At 64.3% G+C, this 14,908-nt stretch carries 12 protein-coding genes and 1 tRNA gene; 8 read left to right on the top strand and 5 right to left on the bottom strand.

Annotation, left to right across the window (positions count from 1 at the left end; genetic code table 11):
* The first annotated feature begins 69 nt into the window (after positions 1-69).
* A tRNA-Thr gene (locus NKH42_RS03825) sits at positions 70-145 on the top strand.
* Positions 146-337: 192 nt separating this feature from the next.
* On the opposite strand, the gene NKH42_RS03820 is transcribed toward NKH42_RS03825, so the two are convergent.
* From NKH42_RS03820 to NKH42_RS03800, 5 genes are all read right to left on the bottom strand, one after another.
* On the bottom strand, positions 338-1,927 hold the full coding sequence (locus tag NKH42_RS03820) for an indolepyruvate oxidoreductase subunit beta family protein (RefSeq protein WP_352752114.1): 1,590 nt from the start codon (positions 1,925-1,927) through the stop codon (positions 338-340).
* On the bottom strand, positions 1,920-4,073 hold the full coding sequence (locus tag NKH42_RS03815) for a thiamine pyrophosphate-dependent enzyme (RefSeq protein WP_352752113.1): 2,154 nt from the start codon (positions 4,071-4,073) through the stop codon (positions 1,920-1,922). Before NKH42_RS03815 ends, NKH42_RS03820 begins: the two co-directional genes overlap by 8 nt.
* A 42-nt stretch (positions 4,074-4,115) precedes the next feature.
* Positions 4,116-4,595 (bottom strand): MarR family winged helix-turn-helix transcriptional regulator, encoded by a 480-nt coding sequence (locus NKH42_RS03810; RefSeq protein WP_352455076.1) that lies wholly within the window; start codon positions 4,593-4,595, stop codon positions 4,116-4,118.
* Complete coding sequence (locus NKH42_RS03805) at positions 4,595-6,166, bottom strand: phytoene desaturase family protein (protein ID WP_352752111.1); 1,572 nt, start codon at positions 6,164-6,166, stop codon at positions 4,595-4,597. Before NKH42_RS03805 ends, NKH42_RS03810 begins: the two co-directional genes overlap by 1 nt.
* 306 nt (positions 6,167-6,472) lie before the next feature.
* A complete protein-coding gene (locus tag NKH42_RS03800) occupies positions 6,473-7,264 on the bottom strand; it encodes a cyclase family protein (RefSeq protein ID WP_254816222.1) in 792 nt (263 codons plus the stop codon).
* 117 nt (positions 7,265-7,381) lie between these two features.
* On the opposite strand from NKH42_RS03800, the gene NKH42_RS03795 reads away from it, so the two are divergent.
* From NKH42_RS03795 to NKH42_RS03765, 7 genes are all read left to right on the top strand, one after another.
* Positions 7,382-8,956: a phytoene desaturase family protein gene (locus NKH42_RS03795; RefSeq protein ID WP_352752109.1), complete on the top strand. Its 1,575-nt coding sequence runs from the start codon at positions 7,382-7,384 to the stop codon at positions 8,954-8,956.
* Positions 8,957-9,063: 107 nt separating this feature from the next.
* Complete coding sequence (locus NKH42_RS03790) at positions 9,064-10,590, top strand: ABC transporter substrate-binding protein (RefSeq protein WP_352476014.1); 1,527 nt, start codon at positions 9,064-9,066, stop codon at positions 10,588-10,590.
* A 64-nt stretch (positions 10,591-10,654) separates the two neighbouring features.
* Positions 10,655-11,662 (top strand): ABC transporter permease, encoded by a 1,008-nt coding sequence (locus NKH42_RS03785; RefSeq protein WP_352506097.1) that lies wholly within the window; start codon positions 10,655-10,657, stop codon positions 11,660-11,662.
* On the top strand, positions 11,655-12,503 hold the full coding sequence (locus tag NKH42_RS03780; RefSeq protein ID WP_352506096.1) for an ABC transporter permease: 849 nt from the start codon (positions 11,655-11,657) through the stop codon (positions 12,501-12,503). The genes NKH42_RS03785 and NKH42_RS03780 overlap by 8 nt, the downstream gene beginning before the upstream one ends.
* Positions 12,500-13,390: an ABC transporter ATP-binding protein gene (locus NKH42_RS03775; protein ID WP_352506095.1), complete on the top strand. Its 891-nt coding sequence runs from the start codon at positions 12,500-12,502 to the stop codon at positions 13,388-13,390. The genes NKH42_RS03780 and NKH42_RS03775 overlap by 4 nt, the downstream gene beginning before the upstream one ends.
* A complete protein-coding gene (locus NKH42_RS03770) occupies positions 13,383-14,213 on the top strand; it encodes an ATP-binding cassette domain-containing protein (protein ID WP_352506094.1) in 831 nt (276 codons plus the stop codon). Before NKH42_RS03775 ends, NKH42_RS03770 begins: the two co-directional genes overlap by 8 nt.
* Positions 14,214-14,293: 80 nt before the next feature.
* Positions 14,294-14,893: a VOC family protein gene (locus tag NKH42_RS03765; protein ID WP_352506093.1), complete on the top strand. Its 600-nt coding sequence runs from the start codon at positions 14,294-14,296 to the stop codon at positions 14,891-14,893.
* Positions 14,894-14,908: the final 15 nt, after the last annotated feature.

The following is a 14,908-nucleotide window of genomic DNA, read 5'->3' as shown; positions in this document are numbered from 1 at the left end:
CGCAGCCATCTTGAATTCGCGGCCGGTTGCGTCTATCACCCAGCCCATCTTGGAAGCACGGCTTCCCGGGCCGCTTTAGCTCAGTTGGTAGAGCACATCATTCGTAATGATGGGGTCGCGTGTTCGAGTCACGCAAGCGGCACCAGTTATCCTTGGAATTGCCGGCAAATTTAGCCTGTCTGTTAGAAAGTTATTTGGACGCAAGCCCAAATAAGCGAAATCCATGTCCGTAACCGACACGTCGGGCAGTCCGGATTTCCAGGGTGCCCTTCGTAGACTGCCGCGTCGAAGGCGACATGGACGACAGACTGAGTTGCAGCCGGGTCGAAGGAGCGCCTCACCTCACCGGATTGTCGCCCAGCGACGCCACGGTCTTCAGCGCGCCGTCGAGCATGTCGCCCTTCTCGTCCTTCAGCGCCGCTTCGCGCAGGCGCCGGATCCAGTCGGCGGCGTCCGGGCGGCCCTTGACCAGGTCGAGCGCCGACAGCACCCGGTCGAATTTCGACTGCGCGCGGGCGTGGGTGTCGCTGTAACCCTTGATCAGCCGGCGGCAGTTGAGGATCTCCGTACCAAGCGCGTAGTCCTGGCCGACTTGGCCCAGCGCCAGCGCATACCAGCGATCGAGATGCGCGGTCTCGACCTTGTGGCGCAACAGGCGGCGGCGCCAGCGGCGCAGGCCGCCGATGAACCACAAAGCGGCAAAGCCGGCGAAACTGTCGGTGCGGATGTGGCGGCCGCGATTGATGCGGCGGTCGAGAAAGGCGGCGAGCTTCGGCCGGTCCTCGATGTAGCTGCCGAGCCCGGCCGGCAGCGTGCCGCAGAATTCCTCGATGCGCGGATGGAAATATTCGGTCACCTGCAGGACTGAGCCTTGCTTGACACCGACTTCGCGGCGTACGCGCTGGTCGCGCGTCGAGCGTGTCTTCAGATCGGCGACGCGGATCATGTCATCGTAGCACATGGCGTTGGCCAGATGCTTGGCCGCGGCGATCGACAGCACGTAGTCATGTTCGGCATTGTCCAGGACGACCGCCCGGTCGAGCCGGTCGAGATACTCGCCGCCATAGGCGATGTCCTGGTAGTCGACGACTTTTTTCAGGCCGCGAAGCGCCATGTCGTGCACGGGTAAAGGCAAAGCAGCGACGCGCGCCGCCAGTTGTTGCCAGCCCTTCAACAGGCTTTCCGGGCCGCTGACATTTGTCGCCGCGGCCGAGCGGGTTTCAGCGGCCGCCGGCTGTGCAGTCTTGTCGCCCGAAGGCGCACTCGCGATGGCGCGCGCCCGATCGTAGGCGGCGGCGAAGGCGGCGAGGCTTGCCTTGACGCCGCGGCCGCCGGCGCCGATGGCCTGCTCATAGCTCTCGCGTGTGAACGGCAAGGCATCGGACCCGGCCAGCGCGCCGAGCAGGCTGGCCGAGATCATCGAGCCGTTATCGACGGCGATCTTCTCCATGTCGAAGGCGATGAAGCGCTTGGCCGCGGCTTCAGCCGTGGCGTGCACCTTCGAGGACGATGCGCGGCCGTCGCCGGGTTCGATCTTCTCGGAGACCGCTGCGATGCGGTGCGACGAGGCGATCAGCGCGGTGCGCTCCGGCGTGACGAACCCGCGGATGATGGCGCGGCCGGCTTCCATCAGTTCGGCGGCGATCAATATATCGACGTCGCCCTGCGACGGCGACAGCGCGAAGACCGGCAGCCGGCCGGTGTCGCGGCACATTTCGACATAGTAGATGGTGGCGCCGGTGCGCTGGGCGACGCCGGCAACCGAGGTCGATTGGGCGACGTAGCCGTTGCGCTCGGCGACGTCGGTGATCCAGTCGGCCAGCACGCCGCCGCCCTGGCCGCCGACCGCCAGCACGGCAAGCTTTATGACGCGCCCGTCGTCCAGCGCGCCGGCCTTGGAACGGGTTGATGGGACAGCGTCAAGCATCGGCAAATATCAGCCGCCGGCTTTCGCGGCGGCGCTGCAAGAGGCGGATCGTGGCGCGCCGCGCGGCTTCAAGCAAACGGTCCCAGCGGCTTGGATTATGCACCACGTCGGCGCGGTAGAAGGATGGGCACAGCACCGCCGCATCGGCAACCTCGCCGCAATTGCCGCAGCCGACGCAGCTCTGGTCGATATGCGCCACCGGATCGTCGCGCAGCGGGTCATCGAGCGACTTCACCGAAAGCGACGGACAGCCGGAGAGCCGCATGCAGGCATGGTCGCCGGTGCAGATGTCCTCGTCGACGCCGAATTTCGGCTTGACGACCCGCTCACCGCCCTTGATCGCCTTGTCGACCAAAGGCTTCTCGCGACGCTGGCGGTTGAGCATGCATTCGGACGAGGCGACGATGACCTTCGGGCCCTTCTCGTCCGTCGTCAGCGCCTCGCGCAGCGTGTCCTGCATCCTGGTCACATCATAGGTGCGGTCGATGTGGCGCAGCCATTTGACGCCCATGCCTTTCACCGCCTCGGTGATCGGATGCTTGGTCGACTTGGTCTTGTTGCCGGCGCGGGAGGAAAGGATATCCTGCCCTCCCGTCGCCGCCGAATAGAAATTGTCGACGATGACGATGACGCCATCGTTCTTGTTGAACACGGCATTGCCGATCGAGGACGTCAGGCCGTTGTGCCAGAAGCCGCCGTCGCCGACGAAGGAGATCGAGCGGCGCTTGGCATTGGGCGAGTTGAACGCCGAGGCCGAGGCCGGCCCCAGCCCGTAGCCCATCGTGGTGGCGCCGAGCTCGAAAGGCGGCATGATCGAGAACAAATGACAGCCGATGTCGGAGGCGATGTGGTGCTTGCCCAATTCCTGCTCGACCAGCTTGGTCGCGGCGAAGATCGGCCGCTCCGGGCAGCCGACGCAGAAGCCGGGCGGGCGGCCCGGGACGACGTTGATCAGGTCGGCGGTATCGAGCCCGTCGCCGATCTTGTTGGGCGCGCGGACCTCGCTTGGCAGCAGATGCGGGATGGTGGCGCGCAGGAACGATCCGATGCCGTCGAGCATCACCTGGCCGGTGTATTCGCCGGCCATAGGCAGATGTTCCTTGCCGACGAGCTTGGTGCCGCGGCCGGCCTTGTGCAGCATCGCGGCAAATGCCTGTTCGATGTAGTTGGGCTGGCCTTCCTCGACGACGAGGACGGCGTCCTTGCCTTCGCAGAAAGACAGGAACTCGTCATCGACTAAGGGATAGACGGCGTTGAGCACATACAGCGGCACGTCGGTGTCGCCATAGGTGTCGGCGAGGCCGAGCCGCTGCAGCGCCCGGATGACCGAATTGTACATGCCGCCCTGCATGACGATGCCGACCGAGCCGTGCTCTGGGCCGAAAAACTCGTTGATCTTGTTAGTGCGGATGAAGTCGACCGCCGCCGGCCAGCGTTTCTGCACCTTTTCCTTCTCGTGCAGGAAGGACGCGGGCGGCAGCACGATGCGGCCGGTGTCGCGGCGCGGCGCCTCGAGCGCATCGGCCACTGTCATTGCCGGGCGCTTGTTGTCCTTGGCGATGAAATGGCCGTGGACATGGCAGCAGCGAATGCGGACCTGCAGCATGACCGGCGTGTTGGAAACCTCGGACAGCTCGAAGCCGTCCTCCACCGCCTTGACGATCGACGGCAGGTTCGGGCGCGGGTCGAGCAGCCAGACCTGGCTCTTCATGGCGAAGGCATGGCTGCGCTCCTGCATGATCGAGGAGCCCTCGCCGTAATCCTCGCCAACGATGATCAATGCACCGCCGGTGACGCCGCCGGAAGCGAGATTGGCGAGCGCGTCGGACGCGACATTGGTGCCGACCGTCGACTTGAAGGTGGCCGCGCCACGGATCGGATAGTGCACCGATGCCGCCAGCATGGCGGTGGCGGTGGCTTCCGAGGCGCTTGCCTCGAAATGCACGCCGAGCTCGCCCAGAATATCCTGCGCGTCGGCCAGCACGTCCATCAAATGGCTGATCGGTGCACCCTGATAGCCGCCGACATAGCCGACGCCGCATTGCAGCAGCGCCTTGGTGATGGCGAGAATGCCTTCGCCGGAAAACTCCTCGCCGGCGCCGAGCCTGAGCTTTTCGACTTCCTTGGCAAAAGACCGTTCGGCCATTTTGGGCTCCTTCCGTTACCGCCCCGATGGCGGCGCGTAAGATCAGATGTCGTGCTTGCGAATGTTCTTCAGCATCTTCTGCAATGTCGCGATCAGCGCCGCGTATTCGGCATCGTCGACATCGTCGAACATTGCCTCGAAAGCATCGTGCATGGCCGGCCAGGCGCGCGCGAACTCGGCGCGGCCATCGTCGGTCAGGAACACATGGCGGATACGGCTGTCGGTGACCCCCTGCTCGCGCCGAACAAACCCTTGTCCCTCCAGCGTGTCGAGCGTGCGGCTCAAGGTCGACTGCTCGATGACGGTATAGACCGAGAGATCATTGACGGTGACGCCATCGGTGACCGACAACACGGCCAGCGTGCGCACCTGCGGAATGGTCAGGCCTTGCTTGCGGAAATTGTCGCGCAGCGTGGCGTTGTAGCGGCCCATGATGCGGTTCATCAGATAGGGCGCGAATTGCTGCAGGCCGATCTGGCCCAAAGTCGAGATGCGCTGGCGTTTTTCAACCTTCTGTTCCATCACAGCCTCCCCGCCAGGAGAAAGCCGGAGCCGCCGCCCAAGCCAGCACCCGGATGGGTCGAGGCGCCGATGTGGTAGAGACCCCTGACCCCGGTTTCGTGATTGCGGCTCGTCTTGAGCGGCCGCCACAGAAACGACTGGTCGATGGTCGAGGAACCGCCATAGGGGTCGCCGCCGACCAGATTGATGTTCATCGCTTCCAGGTCGGCCGGCGAACAGGCGCGGCGTGCGATGACGCTATTCTTGAACTCATCGATATGGCTGGCGAGGATCGCTTCGGCACGGTCGGCATAGGCTTCGCGCAGCGCCTCGGTCCAGCGACCGTCTGCCGGTGTTTGCAGTTTGCCGGCGGCATCGCCCTTGATATGGCGTGGCGCCTCGGGCAGTTGCAGCCACAGGACCGCCTTGCCGTCCGGGCAGCGCGATGGGTCGAGTACGTGCGGCTGGCCGACGCAGATGGTCGGCACCTCCGGCAGCATGCCGCGCACGGCTTCGTTGCAGGCCTTCGAGACGCCGTCGAGCCCCGGCGTCAGATGCAGCAGCGCGACCTTGTCCAGGCCCTCGCCGCGCCATGCCGGCGGCTTGTCCAAGGCATAGTGGATCTGGAAATTGCCCTTGCCATAGCGGTATTTTTGCGCTGCCTCGACGTCGGCTTTCGGCGCCGCGTCGCCGAGCAGCCGCCCGTAGAGCTGGGTCGGCGTGACCGAGCAGATGACGCTCTTGTTCACGCTGATCGTTTCGCCCGAAGCCAGCCGCACGCCGGCGGCGCGGCCTCCGCTTTGGACAATAGCCGCGACGTCGGCGCCGGTGCGGATTTCGCCGCCACGTTCCCTGATCAGGGCTTCGAACGCGGACAGCAGATTCCTGGCACCGCCCTTGACGATCGGCGCGCCGGCCGCTTCAAGCGCGAAGGCGATGACCTTGGCGATCTGGCCGGAGAACGCGTCCTCAGGCCCGAGGCCGGCATGCAGCACCCAGGGCGCCCACAGCGCGCGCATCGTTTCCGACCGGTAGGTGCTTTCCAGCCAACTGCGCGCCGGCACCAGCGCGCTGCCGACAAAGGCGGCAAGGCCGCGCGGGCCGCGCCGCCAGGCCTCGCCCGCCAGCAGCCTGGCCGTCGGGTAGGACCACAGGCTGCCGCCGAGCAGACCGAACAGCAGACCGGCGTTGCGCTCGATCTCGCCGACATCGTTTGCGTGCCGGTCGCCGTCACCCGCGGCAAGCGCATTGGCCGCCGTGACATTGGCGATACGATCGGTGCGCAGGATGGCGTGGCTGTCGTCCGGGCGCAGCACGCCTGTCGGCGTGGAGGTGTTGCAAAACTCCAGGCCGTGCCGCGCCAGATCCTTGCCCAGCGCCGCATAGGCCGGTGAGGTGATGAACAGGACGAAGGTCGTCGCCATCACGTCGTGGATGAAGCCGGGCGCGGTGATCTCTTCGGTGCGCATGCAACCGCCGATGCGGTCGTTGCGCTCGAGCACCAGCACCTTCGCCCCCTTGCCGCCAAGCATCGCCGCGCAAACCAGCGCGTTGATGCCGCTTCCGACGATGATGTGATCGATATCGCTCATCGAGGGTTGCTCCTAACCGGCAGGAGTCCAATTGCAGAGATTGGCGCTCTACGGCGCCCCCCTCTGTCCTGCCGGACATCTCCCCCACTTGGGGGGAGATCGGCTGTCACCGCGGCCTTCGCCACTCTCCAACGCCGCAGGAATGAGCGAGGCGCCGAAACTGCCAATCTCCCCCCAAATGAGGGAGATGTCCGGCAGGACAGGGGAGGGCGCCGTAGAGTCGCAGCCTTGCAAGACTGCCGCTCCCAACCCGTCACCACAGCATTGCCTGCAAGCATGATCTTCTCCCGAAGACCGCCAGTTGCCCTATTGTCTCGGCACGAGCGCCAGTGCGCGGATCGGGCTGCCGGTGCCGTGCTCGATCTTGAGCGGTGCGGCGATCAGGATCGCGCCCTTCGGCGGCAGCCGGTCGAGGTTGCACAGGCTGGCGAGCCCATAGCGGTTGGCCTTGTGCATCAGGCTGTGCGCCGGGAATGGCGGCTCCATTCCCCCTGCTTTGCCAGCATCCGTGCCGATCGTCTCGCTGCCCCAGCCCTTGATGTCCTTGCTGATCAGATACTGGATGGCCTCGGCCGTCGGTCCGGGCGTGTGCGGTCCGGTCTCATTGGCGTTGAGGAACTCGGCTTCCGAGCCGTTGCGCTTGTACCAGTCGGTGCGCATCACCACCCATTCGCCCGCGTTGATAGCGCCATGTTCGGCTTCCCAGGCCTTGATGTGGTCGACGGTGAGCAGGAAGTCGTGATCGGCGGCGGCTTGCTTCGAGCAGTCGATGACATTGACCGGGCCGACGAAATTCTGAACCGGAATGGTGTCGGTGGCACCGTCCGGATAATCCTTGCCGGTGATCCAGTGCTGCGGCGCGTCGAAATGCGTGCCCGAGTGTTCGCCGAGCTTCAGCCAGTTCCAGGCCCACCACGGACCGTTCTTGTCATAGTGGGAGATGGCGTGGATCTCGACCTTCGGCGTGTCCACCGCCAGCTCCGGCGGCAGCTTGATCAGCGGCGTGTTGGGTCCGAGCGGCGCCGTCAGGTCGACCACCTGGATGGCGCCTGAAAGAAGCTGGCCGGCGACGTCGCCGAGGAGTTGTTGTGTGTCCATGGTCTCTGTTCCCTCTTTCTCAATGGTGCTGAAGGCTCTCGCGGCCCTTAATATCCTACTAGACGAAAACATATGCATCTGCAATTATCTTTAAGCATAAAGGAAATGGGACGGGGCGTGAGCGAGTTCGACGCCATATTTGTCGGGGCAGGCCACAACAGTCTGGCATGCGCCGCGCATCTGGCGTTCAAAGGCTGGAAAACAGCGGTTTTCGACCGCAATCCAACGATCGGCGGCGCCGTCCAGACGCGTGAATTCACGCTTCCAGGCTTCCGGCACGATTTCGGCGCAATGAATCTGGGCCTGTTCGCCGGCTCGGCCTTTCACAGGAAATATGCAAATGAATTGAAAACCCACGGGCTGGAATTCGTGCCGGTGGCCGACTGTTTTGCCAGCGCCTTCCCCGACGGTCGCTGGTTCGGCGTCAGCAGCGACCTGGAGAAGACCACTGGACGGATGACCGCCTTCTCCGCGACCGACGCAGCCACATGGCGCCGTCTGGTTGCGGCATTCCCGGCGGAGGCCGAGCATCTGTTCCGGCTGCTGGGCTCGCCGATGAGTGGGCGTGCGCTCGCCGGCACGGCCTGGAAGCTCTGGCGCAAGAAGGGTATTGGCGGCGCGCTCGATACCGGCCGATTACTGCTTTCCTCACCCCGCGCGTGGCTCGAGCAGACTTTCGAGTCACCGCATGTCAGGGCGACGCTGGCCACCTGGGGCATGCATCTCGATTTCGCGCCTGACATCGCTGGCGGCGCGGTATTTCCTTACCTCGAATCGATGGCCAACCAGTGCTTCGGCATGCTGCTCGGCAGAGGCGGCGCCGACACGATCATCCGCGCTTTGTCGGGCATGCTCACGGCAGCCGGCGGCAAGATCGTCACTGGGGCTGATGTCGCCGAGATCACGGTTTCGGCCGGCAAGGCGACCGGCGTGCGGCTCGCTTCCGGCGAGACTCACACCGCCACCAGGGCCGTCATCGCCGGTGTCGCACCCAAGGCGCTGACCGGGAAACTGTTGCCCAATGGATCGGGCGACGCCGGCTTCGACACGGCCATGAAAAAATTCCGCCACGCGCCGGGCACGATGATGATCCATCTGGCACTCGACGATTTGCCGGACTGGCGCGCCGGCGCCGAGCTTCGGCAGTTCGCCTATGTGCATCTCTCGCCGTCGCTCGACGCCATGTCGCGAACCTATCAGCAGGCGATGGCAGGCATGCTGCCGGAAGAGCCGGTGCTGGTCGTCGGCCAGCCGACCGCGGTCGATCCGTCGCGCGCGCCGGACGGCAAGCATGTGCTCTGGGTGCAGGTGCGCATGCTGCCGGCCGAGATTGTGGGCGATGCGGCGGGCATGATCGCGCCGGCCCACTGGGACGAGGCTAGGGAGCACTACGGCGAGCGCGTCCTCGACATTATAGAGCGCTATGCGCCCGGCCTTCGCCGGAAGATCCTCGGCCGCGCCGTGTTCTCGCCCATCGACCTCGAACGCGAGAATCCCAACCTGGTCGGCGGCGACCAGGTCTGCGGCAGCCATCATCTGGCGCAGAATTTCCTGTTCCGGCCGGCGCGCGGTTACGCCGGCTGGAACACGCCGATCGGCAATCTGCACCTGACCGGGGCGGCAACATGGCCGGGCGCCGGCACCGGGGCGGCGTCAGGCTTCATGCTCGCACAACAACTTGGCGGGAGGTAGGCTCCATTTTTCATCCAGGGTGAAGGAGGACAAGGCGCGGTTGCCCAAGGAGCCTGAACCCACCGATTGACAACGACACCGCGCATAAAAGCAACAGGGGAACGACCATGACAATCAACAGACGAGAATTGCTCGGATACGGCGCGGCCGCACTTGGCGCCACGGCGCTCGGCCTGCCGCAAATCGCCAAGGCTGCCGGCGAACTGACTATCGCCTACAACGTCAACCTACCGTCCTGGGACCCGACCACCGGGCCTTCGGCGGTCAACCCGACCATCCAGGGTCTCTACCAATCGGTGTTCGACCAGTTCATCCCGCAGAAGCCGGACCTTTCTTTCGCACCCGGCCTGCTCACCGAATGGGGCTGGAACGAGGATCGCAGCAAGATCATGATGACGGTGCGCGAGGGCGTCACCTGGCATGACGGTTCGCCGTTCACGGCCGAAGACGTGGTCTGGTCGCTGCAGCGGGCGGGCGATGAAAAGACCGGCAACCCGATCCAATTCGTCTGGAAGAACGTCAACAACTTCAAGATCGACGGCAACAAGATCACCGGCGACGTCGTGCAATTCGACCCGGTGTATTTCAAATGGATGTCGTTCCTCACCGGCTACATCATGCCGAAGGCCTATTACGAAAAGGTCGGCGCCGAGGGTTTTGAGAAAGCCCCGATCGGCACCGGGCCCTATATGGTCGACAAATTCGAGCGCAACGCCTTCCTGCGGCTCAAGGCCAACCCGAACTACTGGGGCGGCAAGCCGGCCTTCGAAAACGTAACCATCAAGTTCGTCACCGATGCGGCGAGCCGCGTCGCCGAGATCGAGTCCGGCTCCTCGCAGGTGACTCTCGAAATCCCCTATGAGGAATATGACCGCCTGATCGCCAAGGACGGACTTACCGGCTCATGCAAGAATGTTTCCGACATCGGCATGATCTTCTTCAACGACATCGACGTGATGCTGGACAAGAACGTGCGCCAGGCAGCGGTGATGGCGGTCGATAAAAAGCTTTTGGTCGACCGGCTGCTGCGCGGTTACGGCCAGCCCATCGATACGCTGGAGACGCCGGAATACGCCGCCTACGATGCGTCGATCAAGGCCGAACATAACCCGGAAAAGGCCAAGGAATTGCTGGCCGCCTCCGGCTATTCGCCGGAAAAGCCGGTCAAGTTCACGATACAGACGACCAAGGGCTTCAAGCCCAAGGACTACGAGATGATCCAGGCGATCGTAGGCATGTGGCGCAAGGTCGGCATCGAGGCGACGATCGAGGTCTACGAGATCGCCAAGCACTATGAGTTGCGCGCCGCCGACAAGCTGGCGCCGGCCGCCTTCTACAATTGGGGCAACGCCATCGGCGACCCGACCACCTCGACCGGCTTTGCCATGTATGGCCCGAGCCCGCATTCGGTGTGGGACAGTCAGGATCTGATCGACATGATCAACCCGCTGTGGGGCGAGAAGGACGAGGCCAAGCGCATTGCCGGCTGGAAGGCCGTCGACAAGTACATTGCCGAGCAGGCCTATGTCCTGCCGCTGATCCAGTATGCGCAGCCGATCGTGCATGCCAAGGGCGTCAATGTCGTGCAGCATGTGTCGGGCGCGCTGTTGCCGGCGCTGATGAGCCCGGCCTGAGACAGTCTTCGGCTTGCCGCGCGCCGTCCGGAATGACGGCGCGCATTTTCTGTCACGGGCGACCATGCTGCTGCAAAGATTCCTGATCCGTCTTCTGACGATGGCGATCACGCTGTTCGGCGTGGCCGTCGTCGTCTTCGTCGTCATCCGTGTCGCGCCAGGCGATCCGATCGCGATGATGCTGCCGCCCGGTGCAACCGATGCCGACATCGCGCGTCTGCGCGCGCTTTACGGGCTGGACAAGACCATCGTCCAGCAATTTTTCATCTGGCTGGCAGGTGTCGTCAGGGGCGATTTCGGCACCTCGATTTCGCTCCGGCAGGATGTTCTGGGCCTGGTCCTCAACCGCCTGCCGGCGACGCTGGAACTCGCGATCGTCGCGCTCTTGATGGCGCTGGCAATCGGCGGCACGACGGCGATCCTCGGCGCGCGCGAACGCGGCACCGCAGTCGAGGCTGGCATCGACATCGCCAGCGGTGCGGCGCTCTCGATTCCCGATTTCCTGTGGGGTTTGGTGCTGATCCTTCTGTTCGGCGTGCTGGTGCCGGTTTTCGACATTTCCGGCCGGGTGTCGCCGCAGCTCGATCTGCCCTTCGTCACGCAGTTCTATTTGTTCGAGAGCATCGTGCGGCTGCGCTTCGACCTGACCAAGGACCTGCTGGCGCATATGCTGATGCCGGCCGTGGCTTTGGCGCTGCCACTCGCCGCAATCATCTCGCAGCTGCTGAAACAGTCGTTGAAGGAAGTGCTCGACCTCGACTATGTCGTGTTGGCGCGGGTAAAGGGCTTTTCGGAAACGCAGGTCATCCTGCGCGAGGCGTTGAAGAACGCCGCCCTGCCGACGCTCACTCTGGTCGGCGTGCAGTTCACCTTCCTGATCGGCGGCACGGTCATCGTCGAGCGGCTATTTTCCTATGAGGGTCTCGGCAACATGGCGATCGATGCCGTCATCAACCGCGACCTGCCGCTGATCCAGGGCATCGTGCTGGTGTTCGCGCTGTTGTTCGTGCTGATCAACCTCAGCGTGGACATGATATATGCGCTGCTTAATCCGAGGCTGCGCCGTGGATGAGGCCCGCATTTCAAGACATGGCTCGCGGGCACGCCTGTGGCTGGCCGGCGGTTGGCTGCTGATTGCGCTGCTGGCCGCGATTTTTGCGCCGTTGGTCGCGCCGCAGGACCCACTGGCGCAGGATTTGATGCTGGAGCGGCTGCCGCCGTTCTGGCTGAGCGATGCTGAGCCCGGCTACTGGCTCGGCACCGACAGCCTCGGCCGCGATCTTCTGTCACGGCTGATCTTCGGTGCCCGCATCGCCTTCATCGTCGCCTTCGCGGCAGCCCTTGCCGCCTGCCTGGTCGGCTCGACGCTGGGGCTGATCGCCGGCTATTTCGGCGGCTGGGCCGACCGCATCATCTCGCGTATCGTCGATGTCTGGATGGCGTTTCCCCCGGTGCTGTTTGCCATCCTTCTGGTCGCAGTGCTCGGCACCGGCTTGAGCTCGGTTATCATTGCCATTGCCGTCATCGACTGGACGCGCTTCTGCCGGGTGATCCGCGCCGAGACGATGGGCCAGTCGCGCATGGACTATGTCGAGAACGCCCGCATCGCCGGTTACGGCCGCATCGGCATCATGCTGCGCGAAGTGCTGCCCAATGTGGTGCCGTCGATCGTGGCGCTGCTGTCGCTGGAGATGGGCATTGCCGTCATCGTTGAGGCGATCCTGTCCTTCGTCAATCTGTCGATCTCGACCGACGACCCGACCTGGGGCGGCATCATCGCAGAGGGTCGCTTGTCGGTCCATCAGGCCTGGTGGGTGCTGGTGTTCCCGCTGGTCACCCTGATCCTTACGGTGCTGTCGTTCAGCCAGTTCGGCGAAGGTCTCAGGGCACGTTTCGATCCGGTGCTGCGATGAACGCGCTGGCGAAATCCTGCCTCGACATACGCGACCTTAGCGCGGTGCTGCCTAATGGCTTGCGCGTGTTGCGCTCGGTATCGCTTTCCGTTCAACCCGGCGAGGTCCGCGCGCTGGTCGGCGAGAGCGGCGCCGGCAAGACGATGATCGGCAAGGCGGTGCTCGGCGTGCTGCCACCCAGCGTGCGCATTGTCGAAGGCGACATGCTGCTCGAGGGCGAGGACCTCGGCAAGCTTCAGCCGAAGGCAAGGCGCCCGTTGATCGGCGCGCGCACCGCGCTGATCCCGCAGGACCCGCTGACCGCGCTCAATCCGTCACGGCGAATCGGCCCACAGATGACCGACCGGCTGGTGCGCATCCTCGGCTGGAGCGGTGAGAAGGCCGATACACGCATCCGCCAATTGCTGGACGAGGTGCAGATCCGCGACCCCGAGCGTGTCCTCAAATGCTATCCGCACGAGCTGTCCGGCGGCATGCGCCAGCGCGTGCTGATCGCCGCGGCGTTCGCAGCCGAACCAAGGCTGATCGTCGCCGACGAGCCGACCACGGCGCTCGACGTGACCGTGCAGAAGCAGATCTTGCGGCTGATCGCGCAATTGCAGCGCGAGCATGGTACGGCGATCCTGTTCGTTACCCACGATCTCGGCGTCGTCGCCAAGATAAGCCAGAAAGTTTCAGTGCTCTACGCCGGCAAGGTGGTGGAGGAGGCCGAGACGGCTGCTCTCTTCGCTGCCCCGCAGCACCCCTATACGCGGGCGCTGATGGCCGCGACGCCGCGCTACACCGATCCCCTCGCTTCGCTGAAACCCGTGGACGAGGCGGTACTGGCCGGGCTAGCCGCGGAGATCGCCGCCGCCGATCAGGCCTGGAGGCACCCGCATGGCTGAGCCGCTGTTTTCCGTGCGTGGGCTGAAGGTTGCCTTACCCGACATGACGCGCAAGCCGTTGTTTGGCCGCGCTCCGCTGGCCGAGATCCTGAAAGGCCTGGACTTCGATCTGCCCAGGGGATCGGTGACCGGCATCGTCGGCGAATCCGGGTCGGGGAAATCGACGCTCGGCCGCGCGCTGGTGCGTCTGCTGGAGCCCAGCGCCGGCAGCGTCAGCTTCGACGGCCGCGACATCACGCATCTGCCTGAGGCGGAGCTACGGCCCGTCCGCCGCGATCTGCAGATGATCTTCCAGGACCCGATGTCGTCGCTTAACCCACGCCGCACCATCGCCAGCATCATCGCCGCACCACTCAAACAGAATGGCCTCGGCGACAATCTGAAAGCCCGAGTTGCTGAAGCGCTTCAGCGCGTCGGCCTGCCTCAAGGCTTCGCCAGCCGCTATCGTCATGAATTGTCGGGCGGCCAGCGCCAGCGCGTCGGCATTGCCCGCGCGCTGGCGCTGTCGCCGAAATTCGTGCTGGCCGACGAAATCGTCTCAGGCCTCGACGTGTCGACGCAGGCACAGATCCTGACGCTGCTGGAAAAACTCGCCGCCGAGATGGGCCTGACCGTTGCGTTCATCAGCCATGACCTGTCAGTGATCCGGCGGCTCTGCCGGCAAGTGATCGTCATGCGCGAAGGCGCGATCGTCGAAGCCAGTGCGACGGATACTTTGTTCGAGAAGCCGCAGCAGGCTTACACGCGCGACCTCCTCGCCGCCATTCCGCTGCCCGAGATCGATGACGCCTGGCTGCTTCCCGCCGCAAAGGCGCCGGCATGAACACATTCCTACTCGCACGCCGAAGAGCGGGCCCCCGACGTGCGCCGACAAGTCAGCTCGCGAAACGGAGGAGAACTGGAATGAAATACGCAATCAGAAACACGATGCTTGCGGCCGCTCTGGCCGGCTCGATGGGAGCAGCCTCGGCTGATTCGATACCCGGCATGCGTGGCCACGACCACACCGGCGTCACCGTCCCCGACATGCAGCAGGCCGTCGAGTTTTTTATCAAGGTGGTCGGCTGCAAGAAGGCGATGTCGTTCGGCCCGTTCGCCGACGACAAGGGCACGTTCATGCAGGATCTGCTGGGCGTCGATCCTAGGGCAGTGATCGAGGAGATCACCCTGGTCCGCTGCGGACACGGGTCGAACATCGAGCTGTTCAAATACACCGCGCCGGACCAGAAGGACCTGACGCCTCGCAACAGCGACATAGGCGGCTTCCACATCGCCTTCTATGTCGACGATATCGCCGCCGCAAAAGCCTATCTTGACGGCAAAGGCGTCAAGACGCGGATGGGGCCGCTGCCGGTTACCGAAGGCCCGGCCGCCGGCCAGACCATCCTCTACTTCCAGGCGCCCTGGGGCTTGCAGTTGGAAGCGATCAGCTATCCCAATGGCATGGCCTATGAAAAAGATGCGGAGACGGTGCTGTGGAGCCCGAAGAACCCGGAGAAATAGCCCGGAGCTTCCCTG

The sequence above is a fragment of the Mesorhizobium sp. M1142 genome (assembly GCF_040318565.1).
GTDB lineage: Bacteria > Pseudomonadota > Alphaproteobacteria > Rhizobiales > Rhizobiaceae > Mesorhizobium.
This window is presented reverse-complemented; position numbering and strand designations above follow the sequence as displayed.

Excerpts from the sequence above, each read along its gene's own strand:
- NKH42_RS03820 (WP_352752114.1), bottom strand. The coding sequence starts at position 1,927 with ATGCTTGACGCTGTCCCATCAACCCGTTCCAAGGCCGGCGCGCTGGAC.
- NKH42_RS03815 (WP_352752113.1), bottom strand. The coding sequence starts at position 4,073 with ATGGCCGAACGGTCTTTTGCCAAGGAAGTCGAAAAGCTCAGGCTCGGC.
- NKH42_RS03810 (WP_352455076.1), bottom strand. The coding sequence starts at position 4,595 with ATGGAACAGAAGGTTGAAAAACGCCAGCGCATCTCGACTTTGGGCCAG.
- NKH42_RS03805 (WP_352752111.1), bottom strand. The coding sequence starts at position 6,166 with ATGAGCGATATCGATCACATCATCGTCGGAAGCGGCATCAACGCGCTG.
- NKH42_RS03800 (WP_254816222.1), bottom strand. The coding sequence starts at position 7,264 with ATGGACACACAACAACTCCTCGGCGACGTCGCCGGCCAGCTTCTTTCA.
- NKH42_RS03790 (WP_352476014.1), top strand. The coding sequence starts at position 9,064 with ATGACAATCAACAGACGAGAATTGCTCGGATACGGCGCGGCCGCACTT.
- NKH42_RS03785 (WP_352506097.1), top strand. The coding sequence starts at position 10,655 with ATGCTGCTGCAAAGATTCCTGATCCGTCTTCTGACGATGGCGATCACG.
- NKH42_RS03775 (WP_352506095.1), top strand. The coding sequence starts at position 12,500 with ATGAACGCGCTGGCGAAATCCTGCCTCGACATACGCGACCTTAGCGCG.
- NKH42_RS03770 (WP_352506094.1), top strand. The coding sequence starts at position 13,383 with ATGGCTGAGCCGCTGTTTTCCGTGCGTGGGCTGAAGGTTGCCTTACCC.
- NKH42_RS03765 (WP_352506093.1), top strand. The coding sequence starts at position 14,294 with ATGAAATACGCAATCAGAAACACGATGCTTGCGGCCGCTCTGGCCGGC.